This is a genomic window from Pseudofrankia sp. DC12 (genome assembly GCF_000966285.1).
Lineage (GTDB): Bacteria > Actinomycetota > Actinomycetes > Frankiales > Frankiaceae > Pseudofrankia.
On the sequence record NZ_KQ031391.1, the window covers coordinates 78,539 to 101,069 of the forward strand.

The window sequence follows — 22,531 nt, forward strand, 5'->3', positions numbered from 1 at the left end:
CGATGCCAGACAGATTCGTGCCGCGGCCGGATCTGCTGGCCAGTGCCCGAGCCCTGGTGACCCTTGCTCCCGAGCGCTCGGGCCCGAGCTCGGGTGCAGCGCCCACCCGCTCCGAGCGGGTGGTCGGCCTGGTAGGGATGGGCGGAGCGGGCAAGTCGACGCTCGCTCGCGCGCTGCTGGCCGACGCGGCCGTCCAGGAGACGTATCCCGATGGGTTGCTGTGGGTGAGCGTCGGCCAGAATCCCGACCTGGCCTCTGCCCTCGGTCACGTCTCCTCGGCGCTCGGCGACCCGGACCCGGTCACCGACCTCGCCGCCGGCCGGGAGCGGCTGCGCCGGCTGCTCGGGGCCGGCCGACGGCTGCTGGTTCTCGACAACGTGTGGGACGCCGACGTGACGCGGGCGTTCGACCTGGGCGTTCCCGGCGTCCGCGTCCTCGCGACCACCCGCAACCGCGACGTGCTGCCCGACGACGCCCTGGTCACCGAGGTCGGGACCGTCGACGACAGGCTCGGCCGCGCCGTCCTCGCCAGCCATGCGGGGGTCGCCGCCGCCCAGCTGCCCCCCGAGGCGGGCGACGTGCTGGCCGGCTGCGGCGGCCTGGTGCTCGCGTTGGCGGTGGCCGGTGGCATGGTCGCCGACGGCACGAGCTGGGCCGACGTCGCGGACCGGCTCCGGCGGGCGGACCTCGCCGCCCTGAGGACGAGGTTCGCCGGTTACCCCTACCCCGACCTTCTGCGGGCGCTCGACGCGGGCGTGGCCGCGCTGCCCGGCGACGGCCAGGACCGCTACCGGGAGCTCGCCGTGTTCTCCGGGCGGGGGCCCGTCCCGACGGAGGCCGTCGTCTGCCTGTGGCGGGCCACCGCGGGGCTCGGCGAGGTGGCCGGCAAGGAGCTGCTCAACCGGCTGGGGCGCTGCTCGCTCGTCGCGCTCGACGGGGGCACCGTGGCGTTGCACGACCTGGCTTTCGAGCTTGTGCGCGCCAGCCTTCGCCCGGAGCAGCTCCGGGAGCTGCACGGCCTGTTCGCCGGCGCGTTCCTGACCGACTGGGGTGGGCTGACGGACGGTCTCGCCCTGCTGCGCGCCCGCGACGCGATCGGCCAGCCTGACCGGTACGCGCTGGGCGAGCTGGTCGGTCACCTCGTCGAGGCCGGTCGCGACGAGGAGGTGCACGCGCTGCTCGCGACGCAGTGGCCCGGGCCGGGCGGGACCGCCGAGAACGCCTGGTTCGCGCTGCACGAACGGGCCGACCTGCCGGGCGGCTACCTCGCGGACATCCGCGCCGCCTGGGCTCGGGCCGCCGTGCCCCCGGACGCCGCACCGGCGTCCCCGCAGCGGACGCCGCCTCCGGACGGGGCAACGGCCTCGGACGCGGAGCAGGCCCGCCGCCTGGTGCTCACGCTGCGGTACGCGCTGATCCACGGCTCCGTCGTCAGCCGGGCCGACAGCCTCCCGCGCCCGCTGCTGCGCCGGCTGGTCGAGGCTGGACGCTGGCCGGCCGACCGGGCGCTGGCCTACGCCCGGTCACTGACCTCGGCGACCAGCCAGGCGGCGGCCCTGGCCGCGGTCGTGCCCTTCCTGCCGGTGGGCCGGCAGGGCGCCGTGCTGGACGAGGCCTGGGAGACCGTGGCGACCGGTGTCGACGCGCGGAGCAGAGTGGCCGCGCTGGCGTCGATCGGCGCGGTCCTCTCCACGGACCGGTGGTCCGCCCTGATCACTGAGGCAATCGGCAGCGGCCTGGCGATCCTCGACCCGCAGGACCGGGCGACCGAGCTGGCCCGGCTCGCATCCCACCTCCCGCCGGAACGGCGCTCGGAGGCCACCGCCGCCGCGCTGGGGGCCCTCGCGACCGTCGACGACGAATTCCAGCGTGTGCACATCCTCGGAACGCTGGCCCCCGCGCTGACCGTCGAGCAGCTGCCCGCCGCGCTCGACCTCACGCTCGGCATCGACGGCGCGTTCAGCCGGTCCCGGGCACTCGCCGAGCTCGCCGAACGGCTCCCCGCCAGCCTCCTGCCCGCCGCGTGGGCCGCGCTGCCGGAGACGCCGAGGTGGAGCGAGGACGCGCGAGCGCTGGTCGCGCTGGCCCGTCACCTGCCGGCGCCAGAAGGCGCGGCGGCCCTGGCCCGGGCCTGGGTCGCCTGCCCTCGGATCACCACCCACGCGCGGGCGCCCGTCATGGCGGTCCTCGCGCCCCACCTACCGGCGGCGGATCGGACGGCGGCCATCGCCGAGGCGTGGCGAGTCGCCGCCGAGGTGCCACCCGCCGCGAACGACACCGTCCGGGCCTCGGTCATCGCGGCGCTGGCCCCGCATCTCACCGGCGGCCTGCTCGCCGAGGCCGTCGAGGTCGCCACGACCGTCGAAGAGGACCAGTACCGCACCGAGGCGCTGACCGCGCTGGCCTCACACGTGACCGGAGCCTTCGCGGACCGGCTGCTCGCCGGCGCCGCGACCCTGCGCCACCCGGGCCGAGCCGTCGCCGAGCTGGCCCCCTATCTGCCCGAACGCCTGCTGCCCAGGGCCAGGGCCATCGTCCAGACGGTCGACTCGCCGCAGCGGCGCGCGGAGGTCCTGACCGGGCTCGCGCCCCAGCTGCCCCCCGTCCCGCGCGCGACCGTGCTGGCAGCGGCGCTGGACGCCGCCGGCGCCGTCGAGGCGCCCAGGGCGCGTGCGTTCGCCCTGGCGAAGCTGGCGCCCCAGCTGGACGAGACGTCGATCGGGCGGGCCCTCGCCCTGGCGCGAACGATCGACGAACCCGGCGCGCGGGTGAAGGCCCTGACCGGGCTGCTGCCCCGCCTTCCGGCCCACCGCCAGGCCGAGGCGCTCCGCGAGGCCTGGGACCTCGGGCAGCTCACCGCATGGCCGGGACGTGCGGAGATGCTCGTGGATCTCGCCCCGCACCTGCCCGACGACCTCCTCGCCACGGCGGTGGCGGGCCTGCCGGCGCCCGAGCTGCCGTTCGGGGCGATGCTCGCGCTCGCCGCCCTGGCCGAACGGCTGGACGTCGCCGCCCGCCGCGCCGCCCTGCTGCCCCGCCTCGACCTGGCACAGGACCCGTACTACGCGACTGTTCTGCTGGTCGCGGCCGGGACAGCGCTCACCGAGGCAGAACGCCTCGACCGGTTCACCGCCGTGTTGGACGCCCTGACCGACGGGCCGCTGGCGGTGGTCACCCTGGAGAAGATCGGAGCGGGGCTGCCCGCGGAGTTGTTCGGCCGGGCCGTCGAGATCGCCTCCAGCGGCAAGCACCGCTGGGGGCCGGCCCAGGCGCTGGGGGGGCTGGCGCCGTACCTGCCCGACGCCGTGGTCCGGGGCGCGCTGGCGGCAACGCTGTCGCTCAGTCATGCCGGGACGCGGGGCCGCGCGCTCGCCGCGCTCGCGCCCAGGCTGCCGGCCGAGCTCATTCGACAGGCCTTCGCCGCGACGCTCGCGATCGACAGCCACGCCGGCCGAGCGGAGGCCCTCGTCGGCCTCGCCGCGTACCTTCCCGACGACCTGCTGCCCGCCGCGGCCGAGGCCGCCCGGCCGGACTCCTCGCTGCGAGCCGCGCGGGCGGTCGCGGCAGCGGCCCGCGACCCTCGCTCGGCCGACTGGGACCAGTTCCGCGCCGCCACGCTCGCGGACCTGGCCCGCTGCGGCCGCGGCGACGTCATCGAGTTCCTCCCGACGATGCTGCGCGCCGCGCCGGACGGCACCAGCCCGGCCGCCGCGGCGGCCACCGTCGACGCCGTGACGGACGTGATGCGGTGGTGGCCATAGTTCGTCCGATCGCGGCTGGCCCGGGATGTCCGGGAAGATGGGCCGGTGGACCGAGAAGACGACCAGGACCTGCTGCGCGCCGCCGCCGAGCTGGCGCTGGAGTACGCCACCACCGTCGACGACCGGCCGGCGACGCCGGACGCGGCGGCGCTCGCCGGGCTGGCCGCGTTCGACGAGCCGCTGCCCGCGGCCGGCGAGCCCGCGGCCGCGACGCTGAAGCTGCTGCACGCCGCCGGTAGTCCGGCCACGATGGCCTCCGCGGGCGCCCGCTACTTCGGGTTCGTGATCGGCGCGACGCTGCCCGCCGCACTCGGCGCCTCCTGGCTCACCAGCGCCTGGGACCAGAACGCGGCTCTGCCCGCGATGTCCCCGGTCGCCGCCAGGCTGCACGAGGTGACCCGGGGCTGGCTGCTCGACGTCCTCGGCCTGCCGGCCGGGACCGGCGTCGCCTACGTCACCGGCGCGACGATGGCGAACGCGGCGAGCCTGGCCGCCGCCCGCGACGCGCTGCTCGGCCGGCTCGGCTGGGACGCCCAGGCCGACGGCCTGTTCGGCGCACCGGCGTTCGACGTCGTCATCGGCGCGGCCGCCCACTCGACGCTGCGCAAGTCGCTCGGCCTCGTCGGGCTGGGGCGGTCCCGGGTGCACATCGTCCCGGCCGACGACCAGGGCCGGCTGCGGGCTGACCTGCTGCCCGACCTGCCCGGCCCGGTGCTGGTGTGCGCCCAGGCCGGCGAGGTGAACACCGGGGCCTTCGACCCGTTCGACGAGATCGCCGACTGGCTGGCCCGCCGCCCGGCCGAGGTGAAGGGCTGGCTGCACGTCGACGGCGCGTTCGGCCTGTGGGCGCTGGCCGACCCGTCCCGCCGCGACCGGCTGTGCACCGGGCTCGACCGGGCCGACTCGTGGGCCACCGACGGCCACAAGTGGCTCAACGTCACCTACGACTGCGGCATCGCCTTCGTCCGGGACCCCGCGCATCTGCGGACCACGTTCACCGCGGCGGCCGGCTACACGCCGATGGGCGACACGTTCGACGCCATGCACCACACGCCGCAGTCCTCGCAGCGGGCGCGTCAGGTCGAGGTGTGGGCGGCACTGCGCACCCTGGGCCGGGCCGGGGCCGCCGACCTGGTCGCCCGCTGCTGCGACGCCGCCGCCACGATCGCCCGCCGGGTCGAGGGCGAGCTGACCGTCGTCAACGACGTCGTCCTCAACCAGGTCCTGCTGCGCATCGATGGCCCCGACGGTCCCGACGCGGCGGCCACGTCGGCGCTGATCGCCGAGATCCAGGCCGACGGCCGGATCTGGTGCGGCGGCACCCAGTGGGACGGCGCGCCCGCGCTGCGGGTCAGCGTCTCGTCCTGGAAGACCGGCCCCGACGACGCCGCCTTCGCAGCCGACGTCATCCTCGCCTGCGCCGCCCGGGTCCGCGCCGCGGCCTGACGCCGCCGGTCTCACCGGCCCGGGCCACCAGATCGTGGGCGGCCTCGGGCCAGGTGGGGAACTCGAAGGCGAAACCCGCGTCGAGCAGCCGCCCCGGCACCACCCGACGGCTCTTCAGGAGCAGCTCGGTGTCGCTGCGCAGGGCGAGGGCACCGAGCTCGGCCATCCAGCGCGCTCGTGCGCCGGATGTCCGCCTGAGTCATTTCACTCAGGCGGACCGAGTGATCGGGCTCAGGTCTCGCCGGGCTGGGGCCATCACCATCGACGCATGACGACGTCGAGTTCGGCAGCGTCGCGGTGGGAGGCTCCCGCCGCCGCGATGCGCATCCTGCTGGCACTGGCCTGGGTCACGGTGCCTCCGTTCTTGGCCTGGCACGCGTTGTGGACGGGCGCGGTGCTTTTCGGCGAGGAGCCGAGCCATCAGGATCTACAGACTATCGCCCGGGACCTGGCCATCGCCGGTGCCATCGCCCTCGTCGTTCCGCCGATCGGACTGCTACTCGCCCGGGCGGGCGCGGAACTGTGGGCGGTCCGGCTCTGGTGCGCCGCCTGCGTGGTCGGCGTCCTGGCCGCCGGCTTCCTGTTCGCCTGGCGCCACGACGACCAGGTCCAGGACCAGCGGACCTATCCCCCGTCGCCCGTCTGCGTCCGCGCCCTCGGCTGCCCGGAGCACTGACCACAGCCCACGGACGAACACACGGCGGCGCGGCGCCACCAATGCCAAGTTGACGCGTAGATATAAAGTGCCCACATCATACCGGCGCCGTCATTGTCAGTATGTCTGCCAGCGGCGGACTGTCTTGTCGTAGCTGGCGGAAACGGGCACCCCGATCGGTGTGGTCCGCGTCGGGCGGCCGGCGGAAAGCGACCGGGTCGCGCCGGCAATACCAGCCTGGGATGCGGTCGGCGTACGGGTTCCTTCTTCCCCCCGAGGGGTGTTCGGAACTCCCCCCGTGGAGCTCCGAACACCCCTCACCCTCTGACGCGATCGCACGTTTCACGACTGCGGCGAGTGCGGCTCCACCGTCCGGTCCGGTGGGCGGCGTGGCGGGACGTGGGAACCGTCGCAGAACGGCTTGATCTCCGACCTGCCGCATCGGCACAGCGCGATCACGGCGCGCCGAGCGTCCACTGGTCGCCCGGTGGACAGGTCACGGAGCTCGAAATCGCCCCTGACCAACAGGGGTCCGTCGGTGCACACGGTGATGGTCGCCCGTAGCCGGTCCTGCGTCACCGGAGGCCTGGGTCCTGCCGTAGCGAGCTGCGGCCTTGGGCCCAGCAGTCCACCATGACGGTGTTGGAGCACCGCTTGAGCTCCCGCGAGGCCATCGCGCCGAACAGGACGTCGGGCAGTTCGTCGGGACAGTCGGCGACGAAGGAGCCGCAGAGATCGTAGGCGGCGATCTGTTCGTGGACGGCGTCTGCCTCAACATGCTCGTCGAAGAAGAGCCGGGCGGCGCCGCCCGCGGCCAGCCGTTCCAGCCCTTTGCTGAAGCAGCGGTTGCCATGGGACGAGCCGATCTCCGACATGGCCAGGTTGCCCACCAGAGCGCCGCGGAGTCGGCCGTGCAGGCCGAACATCGACACGGCGTTCACCAACGCGAGCGAGGTGGCCGGGATCTGTTCGACGTAGCGCCCATAGCAGTTGTCGAGACCCAGCGCGGCCATCATCTTCGCGAAGAGCTCGCTGTGCAGGCGCCCCGGAATACCATTGCCGTACTCGTCCGCCTGAATCTCTACCAAGGCGCACTTGGCGCGACCCGGGAGCCTCGGAATCGCCCACGTGTGCGGATCCGCCTCCATCAGATTGTAGAGAGAGCGATGGATGGCGAACTCCCGGAAGTGGTCGAGCGAGGCGGACTGCCACATGTGCTGAGCCAGCGACGGTCCGCTGCGCGGCGCGCCTAGATCCAGCAGATACTTCGGCAGCTGGTCGGGAGCGATCTCGGCCGGAGGCTCGACGCATCCTCTGAGGCAACGCTCGAACCGCTGCTCCAACATGGCCCGGACCGCGAGGAGCGGAGGATGCCATTCCCAGGCAGGGTCGACGTCGGCGAAGCCGCGATAGTGCAGGGCGTAGCAGGTAAACAGGGAGATCTGCAGGTCGTCATCCAGGTGGGCGCTCCGCCGATCCGGCGCCGCCAGGTCGTGGGCTGCCGGCGGAAGATCGGCAGGGGGGCCGAGCAGCAGGGGAAACAGCGCGCCGCTGAGGGGACCTCGCGGCTGTGGAAGGAACACCGCCGTCACTCCCCCTCAGCGCCGAGGATCAGGTCGAGGAGAGCCATCCGGACGGTGACCGCGTTGGCCGCCTCGGCCCAGTAGGCGTTGAAGGGCGACGAGTCCAGGTCGGGGTGCAACTCGTCGCCGCGCGCGAGCGCATCGAGCACGGCCAGGTGCGGCTTGGCATTCGCGAGCTTGGCCAGGTTCAGACAGTACGCGTCGGGAGTCGGCGCCTTCACCACTGGAGCGTCGTGGCCGGCCGAGAAGTCCGGTTGCTGGATAGCGGAGCCCATGTAGATCACGTCGACGTGGGGGATCAGCTCGTCGATGGTCTCCGCGCGTTGAAGTAGCCGGCCGGAGCTCTCGTACCTCGACCGATAGGGTTCCCCGAACCAGCGGTCCGGTGGGGAGACGGTCAACACCTCGACATCGAACAGGCCGAGGGCGCGGATCATGGAGTGCATGCAGCGCACCCGAAAGTCGCCGAGAAGCGCGATCGACAGGCCGTCAATCCGCCCGAACCGCTGCCGAATGGTGTAGAGATCCGCGAAGACCTGCGTCGGATGCTCACCCCACCCGTCCCCGGCATTGATGATCGGGATATCGCACAGTTCCGCGACGCTGGCCGGCGCGCCGGTGTCAGGGTGCCTCAGCACCACCACGTCGCCGTACATCGCACACATTGTCATGGTGTCGGCGAGTGACTCCTGTTCATAGTCACCCGCCCGCGTGGTCTTGGGGTCGGCGAAGCCGAGCACCTGGCCGCCCAGCCGGAGCATGGCCGACTCGAAGGACAGTCGGGTACGGGTGCTGCTCTGGAAGAAAGCCGAAACCAGAAGCTGGCCAGTCAGCCGGTTTCTCCGCCTGGCCGCGGGCATCGCGGCGATTCGGTCCGCGGCCGCGAACAGGGCCTCAAGCCCCGCTCGGCCGAACTGGTCAACACTGAGCACGTCCGCGCCGCCAAAGGCGTTCGTCATGTCGCGTTCTCCTTCTCGTAGAGTGCGCCCCAGGCGATGTCGGCCGTGGTCGCCAGCGCCGCTCTGGGCAGCGCTCGGGTGTCGGGCGTACGGCCGGCCATGGCGTCGATCTCCGCCCTGAATCCGACGGAGGTGTCGGGCGCGACGACGACCACCGATCGGTTCTCCTCCTCGGCCAGTTGGATCGCCACCGACAGGGCGGCTCCGGTGGACAGGCCGACCGGGAGGCCGCACTCCTGACGCAGGTGGACGGCGTAGGCGGCGGAGACGGAGTCGGCGACCTTGGCGTAGCGGTCGATGACCGAGCCGTGGGCGACGGTCAACAGGCAGGGCCCGCGCATCCCGGCTCCAGCGATGAGGAAGGAGGGCTCATAGTGGCCGCCGAAGATGGAGGACCCTTCCGGCTCCACGCCGACGACCTGGAGGTCGGCTCGGAGCGTCTTGAGCCACTGGCCCACGCCGCAGATGGTGCCGCCGGTCGAGACCGGGGCGACGACGGTGTCGATCAGACCGCCGCTCTGGGCCCAGATCTCCGGGCCGGTGGTCTCACGGTGCGCCCGCAGACCCGCGTCGTTGCCGTACTGGTTGAGCCAGATATGGCCCTCGCGGGCACCGAGTTCGCTCGCCAGCGCGATCCTCGTCTGTCGCATGTCACACCCTGGCCGAGGTTTCCGCACCAGCTCCAGACGAGCCCCAGCGTCGATGATTCGCTGGCGCTGGCGCTCGGAGACGGTGGTGTCGACGATGACGATCGGCTGAAAGCCCAGGACCCTCCCCAGAGCGGCCAGCGCGATGCCGAGATTGCCGGAGGTGCTCTCGACCATCTGAACGCCCGGCCCGCCGATGCCTCTGGCCCAGGCCAGCAGGTAGCAGGCGGTCCTGTCCTTGGCGCTGCCGAACGGGTTACGGAACTCCGCCTTCATCAGGAGCCTCCCCCTGGTCACCAGGTGAGACAGGTCCAGCAACGGGGTGCCGCCGACACCGAGGGCGTTCATCAGTTTCGCGCCCTCTACCAGAGCCTCGGTGTCCAGCGGAGCGGGTGGCACGGCACTCACCCGACCACGGAACGGGTGCGGGCGCGGCTGGTGATGACAGGGCCGTTCAGGACGACACGCACGGGCTTTCCTTCACGGAAATTGGCTGGCTCGGAACTCGGAAATGCGTCCAGGGCTGGTTACGGGCGGGGGAGACGCCGTCGACCCGTGCGCTCCGAGGGCGGCGTGGAACGCGGAGCGACCGCTCCCCCAGAGACGCGAGGAGCTTGCCCCGTCCACCGAGGTGGGTCGGACGACGGGAACGGCACGACCAAGGATCGCGATCAGGAGCGCCAGAGGGACTTGCTGTCACTTCGACAGTAAGTCCCGGCGCTCGTTCCTGTCAAGATGACGCAAAAGCGGGGTCAGTACGCGCGCGAGCCGCGATCAGGAGGTGCCGCGGCGATCCGACCGGAGCCCGCTCAGACGTCGACGGCGCCCAGGACCTTCAGGATCTTCCGTTGCGCCGCGGTGAGGCCGGTGGCGCCGGTGATGTCCATGTGCTCGTAAGGGCCCTCGCCACGCAGCACCGCCCGGCACTCGGCGGTCGTGGGATCCCAGATCCGGACCGTGCCGTCGTTGCCGCCACTGGCGAGGGCGGCGTGACGCGGGCTGAAACTCAGCGCGAAAACCCCGTCCGTGTGTCCACGCAGGACCGCCCGGGACCTGCCGGCCACGGTGTCCCAGAGACGGACAACCTGGTCCTGGCCGCCGCTCGCGACGGTCTGCCCGTCGGAACTGAAGGCGACGGCGCGGACCCAGTCGGCATGCCCCCGCAGCACCTGGCGGCATTCTCCGCTGGACGTGTCCCAGAGGCGCACGGTCTGGTCCTGGCTACCGCTGGCGATCGTCCGCCCGTCGGGGCTGATCGCGACCGCGCGCACCCAGTCATCGTGACCGGTCAGCACGCGCAGGCAGGTGAACGTCGCGAGGTCCCAGACCCGCACCGTCCGGTCGTCCGACGCGGAGACGAGCAGGCCGCCAGCGGGGGCGAAGGCAACTGCCCAGACGCGGCCGCTGTGGCCCTGCAGCACCTGGTGGCAGTGGCCAGCGCGGGCGTTCCACAGACGTACCGTCTGGTCCTCGCTCGCGCTCGCGAGGAGGAGGCCGTCCGGGCTGAACGCCACGGACCGCAGCAGGTCGGTGTGCCCGCGCAGGACCAGGACGCACCGTTGGGCGGACACGTCCCAGAGGCGCACGGTCAGGTCCTCGCTGCCGCTCGCTATCGTCTGGCCGTCGGGGCTGAAGGCCACCGACCGGACCCAGTCACCATGACCGTGCAACGCGCCGGTCGGCTGCCCGCTCGACGCGTCCCAGATCCGGACCGAGCTGTCGCGGTTGCCGCTCGCCACCAGGGCACCGTCCGGGCTGAACCCGACAGCGTAGACCGATCGGGTCTCGCTGTGCAGCGTCCGGACGCAATGCCCTGTCCTGGTGTCCCAGAACCTGATCGTCTGGTCCTGTCCCCCGCTGACGAGCACCGCGCCGTCCGGGCTGAACGCGACCGCGTAGACAGAGCCGGTGTGTCTGCGCAGCGCGTGCACGCACCGACCGCTGTCCAGGTCCCAGATCCGGACGACCTGATCCACTCCGCCGCTGGCGGCGACGCGGCCGTTCGGGCTGATGGCCACCGACTGCACCTGCGCGCCATGCCCGGACAGCACGGCCACGCAGCGCCCTGTGCCGGCGTCCCAGGACCGCACCGTTCCATCCTGCGCGCCGGTCAGGATGACCTGGCCGTTCGGGCTGACCGCGACCGACTTGACCCGTCCGTCATGACCACGCAGGACGTTCCGGCAGACTCCCGTCGCCGTGTCCCACAGCCGCACCGTCCCGTCCTCCCCACCCGTCACGAGGGTGGCGCCGTCGGGGGTGAAGCGGACAGACCTGACCCAGTCGGAATGCCCACGCAGGACCAGGGCGCAGGTCCCGGCGCGCACGTCCCACAGTCGGGCCGTCCGGTCGTCGCTGACGGTCGCGAGCAGGCGGCCGTCCGAGCTGAAGGCGAGCGACCAGACTCGCCCCTCATGCCCGGTCAGAATGCCGCAGCAGGTTCCCGTCGCCGTCTCCCACAGGCGAACTGTCTGATCCTCGCTGCCCGTCGCGAGCAGCGAACCGTCCGGGCTGAAGGAAACGGCGCGAACCTGATCGGTGTGCGAGCCGAATGACGCGATGAGGGCACCGTCCGCCGGGTTCCAGAGCTGCGCGTTCCCGTAGGAGGTCCCGGCGGCGAGCAGATCGCCCCGCGGGCTGAAACCGACCGCGAAGACTATTCCGAAGGCATCGCTGAAGGCCGGCTCGACGAAATGCGCGGCCGAGAAGTCCACGCTACGCAGCCGCGCGCCCGGCAGGTAGGCGTGCCAGATCGGCAGCCGGGAGAAGTCGTAGCCGGTGAGGTCCACCCCCAGGTGACGGAGGAGGTTGATCAGGTTGCCCGCGGCGTAGCCTGCCTGCGGGCCCAGTCCGTCCCGGAGCTGGGAAAGTGTCTTCTTGATCATCTCTTCGAGGCCCGTCAGCCCGCCGTGAGCCTCGAGAAGCCGCACGGCGAGCGGCTCCAGCACGAGAGCCTCCTGCGCCTCCCGCACGTACTCGGCGACTGAGGTCTTCAGCAGGGCGTGCGAGTTCAGGAGACCACGGGACCCGGTGCCGAAGTCGGCTGCCGCTCGCTCGATGAACCGCCTCGTCACGTACTCGATGAGCACCGGTTGCAGGGTGAATCCGCGGGGACCGCGCTCCAGCGGGACCAGCTTCTGCAGGGAGTCCAGCGTGCTGGACACGGCTGCCTTGCCGCTGGCACCGAGGATGTCCTCGCGCAGCGCTCCGAGCGACGTCGCCTCGCGATTGACCGCGAGCCAGTCCATCACCTCCAGGTGCCGGTCCGACAACCGCCCGAAATGCCAGTCGAGCAGGTCCTGCAGGTCGGCGAAGACAGGCGTCCCATCACGAAGGAATGCGGTGATGCTTCCGTAGAACACCTCCCTGACATGCCGGGCCGCCATCTCCAGCGCGAGCGGGTTCCCGCTGTACAGCAACGCGATCTGGCGCCAGTCCTCTCGGGTACCGGAGAACGTGCCGACGCTGGCAAAGACTCGTCTGCTGTCGGCGGTACCCAGCCCTTTCAGTTCCAGCGACCGGACCGGGCCCGTCCTGCTCTCCCTCCGCGCGATCTCCGGGACCTTCTCCCGGCTGGTGAGCAGGAAGGAGCTCTCGTGCGGGACGTCAGCGAGCTGAGCGAAGAACTCGCCGTAGTCGGCATACCCCGGCAGGTAGGTGCCCGCGTCTTCGCCGCTCTGCAGGATCGACTCCACGTTGTCCAGGATCACCAGGCAGCGGGCGGAACGCAGGTAGTGCAGCAGCCGGGACAGCCGCTCGTCCAGCGAGTCAGGAAGGATCGCCTCCCGCTGGCCGGACAGGAACGTGATCAGGTCCGCGACGAGGTCCGTGGCCTTCGGCGCGTTGAGCAGCCGGCGCCAGACCACGAAGTCGAACTGGTCCTCGATTCCGTGGGCGACCTGCAGCGACAGGTCGGTTTTCCCGATTCCGCCGCGACCCAGCCTGACCGACAGTCTTGTCTTCCCAATTCCTCGCAGACCCGTAATCGAGACAATTCGGCAGCGATCGGCGGTCAGCCACTGATCGAGCTGGGCGAGTTCCCGCGCGCGGCCGAAGAAGACGGGGACGTCCGGGGCGTTCTCCCAGTCCCGGCGGGCGGAGCACTCGGCGTCACTCTGGGTCGGGCCTCGCGGAGACTCCCTGGGGACGCAGTCCTGAATGAAGGAGAGGAGGTAGGACGCCGAGGCCTGCGCGGCGAACTCGTGGTAGGAATCCCCCTTCGTCTGGTCGGCATGGTCGGCGACGCCCTTGACGACAAGCCCGTCGGTGCCGGGGAAACCCCGCAGCGCCAGATAGAAGGCGGCCGCCTCCATGTCGAGCGCCCAGGCGCTTCGATGCTGGCGCTGTAGCTCCGTGAAAGGGTCGTCGGTGCGGACCGCCATGCCCGACGCCATGATCGCGCCGACGCGTCGGGGCAGCTCGTCGACGCCCAGTAGGCGCCGCGCGACCTCCCGGACGGATGCTCGCCAGCCTTCGTACCCCTGGACGAGGCGTAGGACACTCTCCGACGGCCCGTAGGTGATGCCCTCCGGCAGGTGGAAGAGCTGGCCATCGCTGTCTCTGCCAGTCTTGCCTTCCTCGAAGTGGTACGCGCACTCGGCGACGACGAGATCACCGAGGCGGACGCGCCTCCGGTCACCCGCGCAGATTCCGCTCATCCCGGCGAACCGCGGCCTGAACTTTTCCAGCAGCATTCGAGTGTCCAGCACGGCGGACAGCGGGCCTGGACGGGCCTGCCGGGCGAGAACCAGGTTCAACGGCCGGCCATGACTACTGGCGATGGTCGCGAACCTGCAGTTGAGCGGACCCACTGCCCGGCCCGCGCTGAAGACCGCGGCGCATCGCTCCGAGGCGACACGTTCGAATGCCACGGCCTCTACTTCGACCGCGCAGACCACCAGAATATCGACCTGCTGAGCGCCATACACCAGGACCACCCGTTCTTGACGGCCTGCGACCATGATGAAAAGCGACACGGAAGCCCGGCCGGTTCACGGATACTCACGGACTGTCCGCGGTGTCCGAGCCGACTCCGTGCCGCAGCAAGGGCGGCGTGAGACTGCGCGCCCGGCCAGCCCGGTACAACGCAGCCGGCCTACCTTTCTCCGGAATCCGCTTTCCACCGGTCGGGACGATGAAGCCCTCGGTGCGCAAGACCTTTCGACTGAAGTTCCGCGGGTCGAGCGGGGCGCTCCATACCGCCTCGTAGACGGTGCGAAGATCCCCGATGGTGAATTCTCGGCCGCAGAAGGCGGTGGCCAGCGTCGTGTACTCCAGGCGGGATCTGGCGTGTTCCACCGCGTCATCGAGGATCTGGGCGTGGTCGAAGGCGAGCTCCCCCCGGATCTCGTCGACCGGATGCCACCCGGCGTCCCGCGCGTCGGACCCGGCCGCCGGGACCGGCAGGTCGGGAGCGAGCGCGAGGTACGCCACGCTCACGACTCGACCACGCGGATCACGATCGGGTGCGCCGTAGGTGGCCAGCTGTTCCAGATGCAGACCCGACCCATCCAGGCCCGTCTCCTCGGCCAGCTCCCGCTCGGCCGCCTCCCGCAGGTCCTCACCCTCCCGCAGAAACCCGCCGGGCAGCGCCGACTGCCCACGGAACGGCTCATTGGCCCGCTCGACAACCAGCACCTGCAGCCGGCCGTTGCGCACCGTCAGGATCGCCAGGTCCAGAGCCAGGCGCAGCTGCAGATGATCCCTTCCAGGCATGCGGGTCATCGTAGCTTATTGTCAGTTTGACATGAACAAGCCCGAGCCCCTGGAGCGGCAGGCTAGGCGATGCGGTTGGCGGGGAACCAGTTGCCGGAGGCGTCGCGGAACAGCTGGTAGAGGCGGTCGGCGATGCGGCAGACGACCTCCAGGTGGCCCTGGAAGGTGGACTGCATCATGGCGACCGCGTCGACCTTGCCGAGGTTGGTGGCGAACGGCCGCGGGCCGCTCCACGGCGTGCCGGCCGCCTGGTTGTTCCGGTAGAAGTGGATCAGCCCGGAGGTCGCGGACGGGACGATGACCTCGAAGTTGCGGGCGCCGGGGAAGCTGCTCTCGATCAGCACCGGGTTGCCGGCGGTGCCGTCGCCGAACCAGACGGTCAGGTGCCAGGCCGCGGCGGCGGTCTGGTCACGCCAGATGTGCCCGATCCGGGTGCCGGACCGCACGACCGCCTCCAGCGCGCCCGGCGGGTTGCCCCGGTCTCCCTGGATGAGGCTGACCGCGTCGATGTGGCCGAGCTCGGTCAGGACCGGGCGTGGGGCGCTCCACGGGTAGAGGAAGGCGTCGTTGTTGCGCCACATGGTCATCAGGCCGGTGCCGGTCGCGGGGTAGAGCATCTCGAAGTTGCCGTGGGCGCCGTAGCGGCCCTGCACGAACGACGGGAACCCGGCAGCGCCCGTCGCGATCTTCGTGGGCGTGGACCACACGAAGGCGCCGTTGCTGTCCCGCCACAGGTGGTAAAGATCGACCCCGGCCCGCACGACGCACTCGATCGAGCCCGGGTTCGACAGGTTTGACTGGATCATCGTGGCCGCGTCGAGCCTGCCGAGCGCCTGCGCGGTCTGGAACGGGTCCTCCCACGGGTAGCCGGGCTGGTCGAAGTTCTCCCAGCGGTGGGTCAGCCCGTCGAACGACGACGGCACGACCAGCTGGAACTGCCCGAGGCTGCCCAGGCCCGTGGACTGGACCAGTACGGGATTGCCCGACGCGCCGCGGCCCCAGCCGATGTGCGCCGGGGTGAACCGGCAGAACGCGAAGCTGTTGCCCCGCATCAGGCAGTCGACGGGGCTCGCCGCGCAGGAGTCGCAGTTGCCGTTGGGCGCACCGAATCGGCCGTAGGAACCGCCGCAGCCGCAGCCAGACGAGCCGTACTCGTCGACGGCGCCGAAGATGTGGCTGGACTCGTGGGCGAACACCCGGTCGAGGTTGTCCGGGCCCCAGCCGTCGTTGTCGTAGGTGAGCACGATCCGCGGGCCGCCGATCGCGGCGTAGGCGAAGTACTGCACGGGGTACTTGGTGACGAACGCGACATAGCCCCAGCTGGTGCCCAGCCGGGAGCGGATCGCGTTGGCGTAGTCGTAGACGCCGTCGAAGTTGGCCTGGTAGCCGAGCTTCACCATCGTCGGGTCACGCCAGTAGGCCTCCAGGTCCGGCTGGGAGGGGTCCGCTGGCTGGGTGAGGCGCACGATCTGGATGTCGTAGCTGAAGGTGATGCCGGCGGCCGGGTTGCTGGTGGCCAGCCACGACAGGCCGTTCTGCGCCTCGGCGACGACCTTCGTCCGCTCCGCGGCGGTGAACTGCAGGTCCGCGGTCGGCCCCTCGACCATGATCAGGCCCACGGCGACGGAGCCCTCGAGGTAGGAGCTCAGCGGCCCGGCGGTGGAGTTGGCGTCGCTCGGCGCGCCGCCGCCGTCCCCGGTGGCCGTCGCGAGGAGCGTCGCCGCGGGAGCACCGGCCGCGGGCGGGGCGGCCGGGTGGGCGAGACGCGAGGCACCATACGGCGGAGCGACGTCGGTGCAGGGACGGTCCATGTCCCACGGCTCGCCCGCGCGGGGCCGGACCTGCTTGGCGCGGCGGTAGGCGGCGCTGGCGCGCAGCCGGAACGCCTCCAGGCCGAGGGTCTCGGTGCGGTCGAGCCCGGCCAGGCCGGCTGTGGCGACGACCGCTCCGTCCGACGGCCCGTAGGAGCCATTCGGGCCGTAGGAGCTATTCGGGCCGTAGGAGCTATTCGGGCCGCCCGCGGCCGGCTTCGCGACCGCGGCCGACGGGCCGTCGCCGCCGGGAGCGCCGAACACGTGGACGCGGCCGTAGCGGTGCAGCGTCCGCTCGCCCGCGTCGGGATCGGTGCCGGGCTCGGCTCCGCCCGGCGCGGCGGTGGGCTGCCGGCCGGCCGGCCCGGCCAGGATGGCGGCCTCCCGTGGTCCGGCCACCGTGGCGTCGGACGCGCCGGGCGCGATGAACACCCGCTCGTCGGCCGGAACATCCCCCGCCATAATGATCTTTTGTCCTCTCATTGGTACGCCGTGGGGAGAACTGTGGGGATTTGTATCGCGCCGAACCCGCCGGACGTCATGGTTCCGGAGAGCTAGACACCGTCCTACCGCGTCTTGCTATCGCGCCCGGACGTCCGGTCTGGTACCGGCCAAACCAGGTCCGCCATATCCGGACCTCCGAATGCGCGGCTGGCTCAGCCGGGCATCCGGTGCTGCGGGCCGCCGCCGGTCGACGGGCCGCCCGACATGTCGGGCCAGGCCGGCATCTGCATCGGCATCCCCGGCGACAGGCCGTTGGGACTGCCCTGCGCGGCCTGCGCGCTCATGGCCTCGGAGACCTTACGCATGATCGCCTCGACGAGCCGGACCGCCTGACCTGTTGCCAGGTTGAGCACGATCTCGGAGTCGCCGGCGACCTGGAAACGAACCGACACGTCGGCCATCTGTGGTCTCCTCTTCGTCGTAGATGCCAGACACGTCCCAATGTGGGCGGTCTGTATGGCAGTGACCGGAGAAACGTAGCGCGTGCGTGTCGGCGGAGTTCTCCGGTGGGCGGCCAGAAGACGGCCCGGTGGGAATTCGGCCGCTGGTCCCGGTAGGCCCGCGGCGCGCGGCGGTCGGGCTCCACACCGCCGGTAAGGTCGGGTCGATGACCGATCACCCGACCGCGCCTCCGGCCGCGCCTCCGGCCGCGCCACCGGCCGCGGGCACCGGGCAGCCGGCGACCGTGGCCGACTGCGTCGCGGCCCTGGAGGACGCCTACCCGCCCGGGTTCGCCGAGTCGTGGGACGCCGTCGGGCTGTCGGTCGGTGAGCCGGGTGCCGAGGTGCGCCGGGTCCACTTCGCCGTCGACCCGACCGTGGAGGTCGCTGCCGAGGCGGTCGCGCTCGGCGCCGGTCTGCTGGTCACGCACCACCCGTTGTTCCTACGTGGCGTGCACGGCGTCGCCACCACGACCGCGGGCGGCCGGGTCGTCACGACGCTGATCCGGGCCGGGGCCGCACTCTTCACCGCGCACACCAATGCCGATGTGGCCTGCCGCGGCGTCAACGACGCGCTCGCCGCCGCGCTCGGCCTGGCCGACGTCCGCCCGCTCGCCGAGGGCCGGGACAGCCCGGGGCTCGGCCGGGTCGGTGAGCTGCCGGCGACCGAGCCGCTGTCCGCGTTCTGCGCCCGGGTCGCGGGCGCGCTCCCGGCCACCGCCACCGGCGTCCGCGCCACCGGCGGCCCCGACCGGCTGGTTCGCCGCGTCGCCGTCTGCGGCGGCTCGGGCGGCGAGCTCGCCAGCGCGGCGGCGGCGGCCGGCGCGGACGTGTTCCTCACCGCCGACGGGCGCCACCACCACGTGCTCGACGCGGTCGCCGCGCTCCCGGTCACGATCGTCGACGTGGCGCACTGGGCCAGCGAGTGGCCGTGGCTCGACTACGCGGCCGAGCGGCTGAGCTCCGCCCTCGCCGCCCGCGGCCGTACCGTGGTCACGTCGGTGTCGACCGTTGTCACCGACCCGTGGCGGCTGCACCTCCCCCAGCCCGGCGGCTAGCGCGCCCGCCACCGAAGCCCAGAAGCCCAGCCTGCCGAGGAGTCCCTGACACCGATGAAGGCCGACCCAGCCACCCAGCTCCGCCTCCTCGACCTGCAGGACCTCGACTCCGGCCTGGACCGGCTGGTGGCCCGCCGCCGCGACCTGCCGGAGCTGGCCGTCATCGCCGAGCGCACGAAGGTCGTCGAGTCACTGAAGGCCGACATCGTCCGGGTCGAGACCGAGATCAGTGACCTGGGCCGGGCCCAGCGCCGGCTCGACGACGAGATCGACCTGGTCCGGTCGCGTGCCGACCGGGACCGCCGCCGGATGGAGTCCGGCCAGATCGGCAACGCCCGCGAGCTGGAGAACCTGCAGGCCGAGCTGGCGTCGCTGGCCCGCCGCCAGGGGGTGCTCGAGGACGAGGCGCTGGAGAAGATGGAAGCCGCCGAGGAGCTCGACGGCCGGCTGGTGAAGCTCGCCGCCGAGCGCGACCGGGTCCAGGTCGAGCTCGACGCCGCCGCACGCGGCCGTGACGCGGCGTTCGCCCAGATCGACGCGCAGGCCGGCGAGCAGCGCGGGCGGCGGGCCGCGCTCGCCCCGGAGCTGCCCGCGCCGCTGGTGACGCTCTACGAGAAGATCCGCGCGGCGTCAAGCGGGGTCGGCGCGGCGAAGCTGGTCCGCCGCCGCTGCGAGGGCTGCCACCTGGAGCTGTCCGGCGCCGAGCTGCGGGAGGTCGCGTCGGCGGCGCCCGACGATGTGGTCCGCTGCGAGGAGTGCCGCCGGATCCTGGTCCGCACCGCCGAGTCGGGGCTCTAGGTGGCGGCGAAGGTCGTCATCGAGGCCGACGGCGGCTCGCGGGGGAACCCTGGTCCCGCTGGCTACGGCGCGTTGGTGCGGGACGCCGACAGCGGCGCCCTGCTGGCCGAGCGGGCCGGCGCGATCGGCGTCGCCACCAACAACGTCGCCGAGTACCAGGGGCTGATCGCCGGGCTGCGGGCCGCGGCCGAGGTCGCGCCCGACGCCGACGTCGAGGTCCGGATGGACTCGAAGCTCGTCGTCGAGCAGATGAGCGGCCGCTGGAAGATCAAGCATCCGGCCATGCGGCCGCTGGCGGCCGAGGCGGCCGACCTGGTCGCCGCCCGGCTGGCGCCGGTCCGCTACCGGTGGGTGCCGCGCGAGCGCAACAAGGACGCCGACCGGCTGGCCAACGAGGCGATGGACGCGGCGGCCGCGGGCCGCACCTGGGAGCCGTCGACGCCGCAGTCCCCCGACCCGGCGCCGGTCGCGTCGCCGACGACGCGCCGGCTGACCGGCTGGGTCGCGCCGCCCGCGCCTGCGACCTGGACTGTGCTGCTGCGCCACGGGCAGACGAAGGTCTCCGTCGAGAAGCGGTTCGGCGGCCGGGTCGACGCGCCGCTGACCGACGTCGGCCTGGCCCAGGCCGCGTCGGCGGCGGCCCGGCTGCGCGGGGAGGCGTTCGACGCGGTGATCAGCTCGCCGCTGCGGCGCGCCCGCCAGACGGCCGAGGCGGCGCTACCGGGTCTCGTCCCGGCGGCGGGGCGTGACGAGGTGGCGTTCGTCGTCGACGAGCAGCTGCGGGAGACCGACTTCGGGGTCTGGGAGGGGCTGACGTTCGCCGAGGCGCGCGAACGCCACCCGGACGAGCTCTCCGCCTGGCTCGCCGACCCGGCCGTCCCGCCGCCCGGCGGGGAGAGCCTCGCGGCGACGATCGAACGGGTCCGGCGTGCGCTCGACCGCCACCGCGCTGACCACCCGGGCGGGCGCCTGCTGGTCGTCACCCACATGGGGCCGATCAAGTCGGCGGCGTCGCTGGCGCTGGCCGCCGGGCCGGGGATCTTCTACCGGCTCCATCTGGACCTGGCGTCGCTGACGACCATCGCCTGGTACGCGGACGGGCCGGCTGTCGTGCACACCTTCAACGACGTGAGCCACCTGCCTTCCGCGTCCCTGGCCGGCGAGTAGCCCGCCGGCGCTCAGCCGGTCGCGGCGTCGGGGGGCTCGTAGCCGGGGGCGTCCCAGGGCAGGCCCTGGCCGGGCCGGTCGTCGTCTCCGTGGTGCGCCGCGTCGTCGAACCGGGCCAGCCAGGCATGCACGAAGAGCACTTCCAGGTCGCCGAGGGTCGCGAGGACCTCGGCGGGCGGCGCGGCCTGGTAGACGCCGACGACGTACGGCAGCGCCTCGATCCGAGGCACGTCGGACGCCGAGGACTCGACCAGGGCCAACCGCGGCGCGCATTCCTGGCGGACCGGGACGCGCTGCCGCAGGTCCTCCAGCGCTGTCAGCGGCCGGGTCGGCGGGGGCGGCGGCGCGTACGCCGGCCGCGCGCCGGCCGACGCGATGGCAGCGGGCGGCGGGGACGCCGGACCGGTCGACGCGACGGCGCCCGGAGGTGGTGGGGCAGCCGACGGGACGACAGCCGGCGGTGGTGGCGCGGCTGGGCCGGGTGGCGGCCCGCTGCCGGGGGCGAGGACGACCAGCCGCTCCGCCGGCTCGCGCCAGGTGGGCGAGCCCTGCGCACCGTCGGTGGTCTGGCCGGTCACGACGCCACCTCCCCCAGTCGCCACGGTAGCGCGGCGCGCCGGCCGCCGGAACTGTCCGATGCCGGGCAGTCGATGACAGATCCGACAATCTTGACAGCGGATAGTAGCAGCCCCGCGACGCTGCGGTCATCACCGGCTCGCTACCGGGCAACAGCGCCCGCGAGCGTGGCCATGGCCGGGGCACGGGTGTGGCCGCGGTGCGACGATGGGCATTGAGGGACGGAGGCGACGACGGTGACGGACGATCCCACCGACGCGGGCGGCGCGGCGGGCGACGACCCGGCAGACGGCGCCGCGACAGGCGGCCAGGGCGCGCCACGCGGCGGTGCGAGCGAGCCGCCGACCGAGCGGCTGGCGCTCTTCCCGCTGGGGACCGTGCTACTGCCCGGCCTGCTCCTGCCGCTACAGATCTTCGAACCGCGCTATCGGGAGCTCGTCGGCGAGCTGCTCGACCTGCCCGACGACGTGCCCCGCCAGTTCGGCGTCGTCGCGATCAAGCTGGGCCGCGAGGTCGGCGCGCTGACCCCCGAGCTGTACCAGGTCGGCTGCACGGCACTGGTTCGCCGGGCGGAGCAGCTCCCGGACGGCCGCTACTCGCTGCGGACAGTCGGCGAACGCCGGTTCGTGCTGCGCTCCGTCGACGCCGAGAGCCGGCCCTACCTCGTCGGCGACGTCACCTACCTGGCCGACGACAGCGGCGACGCCCAGGCCGCCGGGGCCCTGGTGCCAGTGGTCCAGGGCCTGCTGCACGACTACACCGCGAAGCTCGCCGAGAACAAGGCCCTCGACATCGAGCTGCCCGACCTGCCCGACGACCCGGTCACGCTGTCCTACCTGGTCGCGGCGGCCGTCGTGCCCGACATCGCGCGGCGCCAGGAGCTGCTCGAGGCGCCGAACGCCCTGAGCCGCCTGCGCGCCGAGCAGTCCCTGCTGCGCCGCGAGCTCGGCCTGCTGAACTCGATCACGACGGTCGCCAGCCCCAACCTGGCCCGCATCCCGCCCAGCCTCAACTAAGGCCGGCGCTCGCTGGTTGTCCGCTGTTCTGGCCGGCCCCGGTGAGGCGCAGGTCCAGCGGGTTCGCCCATCGCCAGTGCTCCGCTACCCGGACCCGGGCATATGCGGTTTGATAAGGCGACGCCACGCGAGGAGCACACCTGAAGGAGGCAGATCATGAAGGTCGTCGTCGACTTCGACGTCTGTGAGAGCAACGCGATCTGTGTCGGGCTCGTCCCGTCGGTTTTCGAGCTGGACGACAACGAGTACCTCTCCGTCGAGGAGGAGCCCGACGAGTCGCTGCGGCCGGACATCGAGAAGGCCGTGCGCGCCTGCCCGAAGCAGGCCATCAAGATCGTCGACTAGCTCTTCCCGCGCCGCCAGCCCGTCCGGGCTGGCGGCGGTCTCGGACGCTC

General features: G+C 72.5%; 18 protein-coding genes. 8 read left to right on the plus strand and 10 right to left on the minus strand.

The window, feature by feature from the left end; translation table 11 throughout:
* Positions 1-2: 2 nt before the first annotated feature.
* Together FRADC12_RS00335 and FRADC12_RS00340 are read left to right on the plus strand one after the other, a co-directional pair.
* A complete protein-coding gene (locus tag FRADC12_RS00335) occupies positions 3-3,761 on the plus strand; it encodes an NB-ARC domain-containing protein (RefSeq protein ID WP_198152737.1) in 3,759 nt (1,252 codons plus the stop codon).
* Between the two features lie 45 nt (positions 3,762-3,806).
* Complete coding sequence (locus FRADC12_RS00340; RefSeq protein WP_045875119.1) at positions 3,807-5,207, plus strand: pyridoxal phosphate-dependent decarboxylase family protein; 1,401 nt, start codon at positions 3,807-3,809, stop codon at positions 5,205-5,207.
* Here the strand turns inward: FRADC12_RS00340 and FRADC12_RS00345 are convergent.
* Positions 5,167-5,373: a DUF1731 domain-containing protein gene (locus FRADC12_RS00345; protein WP_045875120.1), complete on the minus strand. Its 207-nt coding sequence runs from the start codon at positions 5,371-5,373 to the stop codon at positions 5,167-5,169. The two genes, FRADC12_RS00340 and FRADC12_RS00345, sit on opposite strands and share 41 nt — an antisense overlap.
* A 102-nt stretch (positions 5,374-5,475) precedes the next feature.
* Here FRADC12_RS00345 and FRADC12_RS00350 point away from each other — a divergent pair, with 102 nt between their 5' ends.
* A complete protein-coding gene (locus FRADC12_RS00350; protein ID WP_157488644.1) occupies positions 5,476-5,883 on the plus strand; it encodes a hypothetical protein in 408 nt (135 codons plus the stop codon).
* Positions 5,884-6,204: 321 nt separating this feature from the next.
* Here the strand turns inward: FRADC12_RS00350 and FRADC12_RS34115 are convergent, their stop codons facing one another.
* From FRADC12_RS34115 to FRADC12_RS00390, 8 genes are all read right to left on the minus strand, one after another.
* Positions 6,205-6,513, minus strand: coding sequence for a CDGSH iron-sulfur domain-containing protein (locus FRADC12_RS34115; protein WP_502685214.1), 309 nt, complete (start codon positions 6,511-6,513; stop codon positions 6,205-6,207).
* Positions 6,438-7,454, minus strand: a complete 1,017-nt coding sequence (locus tag FRADC12_RS00360; protein ID WP_198152738.1) for an iron-containing redox enzyme family protein — start codon at positions 7,452-7,454, stop codon at positions 6,438-6,440. Before FRADC12_RS00360 ends, FRADC12_RS34115 begins: the two co-directional genes overlap by 76 nt.
* Positions 7,451-8,404 carry an aspartate/ornithine carbamoyltransferase family protein gene (locus FRADC12_RS00365; protein WP_045875123.1) on the minus strand — a complete coding sequence of 318 codons (954 nt, stop codon included), beginning with the start codon at positions 8,402-8,404 and terminating at the stop codon, positions 7,451-7,453. The genes FRADC12_RS00360 and FRADC12_RS00365 overlap by 4 nt, the downstream gene beginning before the upstream one ends.
* Positions 8,401-9,450, minus strand: coding sequence for a PLP-dependent cysteine synthase family protein (locus tag FRADC12_RS00370; protein ID WP_045875124.1), 1,050 nt, complete (start codon positions 9,448-9,450; stop codon positions 8,401-8,403). The genes FRADC12_RS00365 and FRADC12_RS00370 overlap by 4 nt, the downstream gene beginning before the upstream one ends.
* Before the next feature lie 410 nt (positions 9,451-9,860).
* Positions 9,861-13,922, minus strand: coding sequence for an NB-ARC domain-containing protein (locus FRADC12_RS00375; RefSeq protein ID WP_198152739.1), 4,062 nt, complete (start codon positions 13,920-13,922; stop codon positions 9,861-9,863).
* Between the two features lie 130 nt (positions 13,923-14,052).
* On the minus strand, positions 14,053-14,766 hold the full coding sequence (locus FRADC12_RS00380; protein ID WP_045875125.1) for an NUDIX hydrolase: 714 nt from the start codon (positions 14,764-14,766) through the stop codon (positions 14,053-14,055).
* A gap of 62 nt (positions 14,767-14,828) precedes the next feature.
* A complete protein-coding gene (locus FRADC12_RS00385; protein WP_045875126.1) occupies positions 14,829-17,039 on the minus strand; it encodes a collagen-like domain-containing protein in 2,211 nt (736 codons plus the stop codon).
* A 194-nt stretch (positions 17,040-17,233) separates the two neighbouring features.
* Entirely contained in the window at positions 17,234-17,482 is a 249-nt protein-coding gene (locus tag FRADC12_RS00390; protein ID WP_045875127.1) for a hypothetical protein, read from the minus strand.
* Between the two features lie 206 nt (positions 17,483-17,688).
* Between FRADC12_RS00390 and FRADC12_RS00395 the strand changes: the two genes are divergently transcribed.
* From FRADC12_RS00395 to FRADC12_RS00405, 3 genes are read left to right on the plus strand one after another with little or no spacing between them, the layout of a single operon-like run.
* Positions 17,689-18,579, plus strand: a complete 891-nt coding sequence (locus FRADC12_RS00395) for a Nif3-like dinuclear metal center hexameric protein (RefSeq protein WP_052711232.1) — start codon at positions 17,689-17,691, stop codon at positions 18,577-18,579.
* A gap of 54 nt (positions 18,580-18,633) precedes the next feature.
* Positions 18,634-19,377 carry a zinc ribbon domain-containing protein gene (locus FRADC12_RS00400; RefSeq protein WP_045875128.1) on the plus strand — a complete coding sequence of 248 codons (744 nt, stop codon included), beginning with the start codon at positions 18,634-18,636 and terminating at the stop codon, positions 19,375-19,377.
* Positions 19,378-20,544, plus strand: coding sequence for a bifunctional RNase H/acid phosphatase (locus FRADC12_RS00405; protein WP_045875129.1), 1,167 nt, complete (start codon positions 19,378-19,380; stop codon positions 20,542-20,544).
* Positions 20,545-20,555: 11 nt separating this feature from the next.
* On the opposite strand, the gene FRADC12_RS00410 is transcribed toward FRADC12_RS00405, so the two are convergent.
* A complete protein-coding gene (locus FRADC12_RS00410; protein WP_045875130.1) occupies positions 20,556-21,122 on the minus strand; it encodes a hypothetical protein in 567 nt (188 codons plus the stop codon).
* 234 nt (positions 21,123-21,356) lie between these two features.
* Between FRADC12_RS00410 and FRADC12_RS00415 the strand changes: the two genes are divergently transcribed.
* Positions 21,357-22,136, plus strand: a complete 780-nt coding sequence (locus tag FRADC12_RS00415; RefSeq protein WP_198152741.1) for an LON peptidase substrate-binding domain-containing protein — start codon at positions 21,357-21,359, stop codon at positions 22,134-22,136.
* 156 nt (positions 22,137-22,292) lie between these two features.
* The gene (locus FRADC12_RS00420) at positions 22,293-22,481 is read left to right on the plus strand and encodes a ferredoxin (RefSeq protein ID WP_013425114.1); all 189 of its coding nucleotides are present in this window, start codon (positions 22,293-22,295) and stop codon (positions 22,479-22,481) included.
* Positions 22,482-22,531: the final 50 nt, after the last annotated feature.

Excerpts from the sequence above, each read along its gene's own strand:
- FRADC12_RS00335 (WP_198152737.1), top strand. The coding sequence starts at position 3 with ATGCCAGACAGATTCGTGCCGCGGCCGGATCTGCTGGCCAGTGCCCGA.
- FRADC12_RS00345 (WP_045875120.1), bottom strand. The coding sequence starts at position 5,373 with ATGGCCGAGCTCGGTGCCCTCGCCCTGCGCAGCGACACCGAGCTGCTC.
- FRADC12_RS00350 (WP_157488644.1), top strand. The coding sequence starts at position 5,476 with ATGACGACGTCGAGTTCGGCAGCGTCGCGGTGGGAGGCTCCCGCCGCC.
- FRADC12_RS00365 (WP_045875123.1), bottom strand. The coding sequence starts at position 8,404 with ATGACGAACGCCTTTGGCGGCGCGGACGTGCTCAGTGTTGACCAGTTC.
- FRADC12_RS00380 (WP_045875125.1), bottom strand. The coding sequence starts at position 14,766 with ATGCCTGGAAGGGATCATCTGCAGCTGCGCCTGGCTCTGGACCTGGCG.
- FRADC12_RS00385 (WP_045875126.1), bottom strand. The coding sequence starts at position 17,039 with ATGGCGGGGGATGTTCCGGCCGACGAGCGGGTGTTCATCGCGCCCGGC.
- FRADC12_RS00390 (WP_045875127.1), bottom strand. The coding sequence starts at position 17,482 with ATGGCCGACGTGTCGGTTCGTTTCCAGGTCGCCGGCGACTCCGAGATC.
- FRADC12_RS00395 (WP_052711232.1), top strand. The coding sequence starts at position 17,689 with ATGACCGATCACCCGACCGCGCCTCCGGCCGCGCCTCCGGCCGCGCCA.
- FRADC12_RS00400 (WP_045875128.1), top strand. The coding sequence starts at position 18,634 with ATGAAGGCCGACCCAGCCACCCAGCTCCGCCTCCTCGACCTGCAGGAC.
- FRADC12_RS00420 (WP_013425114.1), top strand. The coding sequence starts at position 22,293 with ATGAAGGTCGTCGTCGACTTCGACGTCTGTGAGAGCAACGCGATCTGT.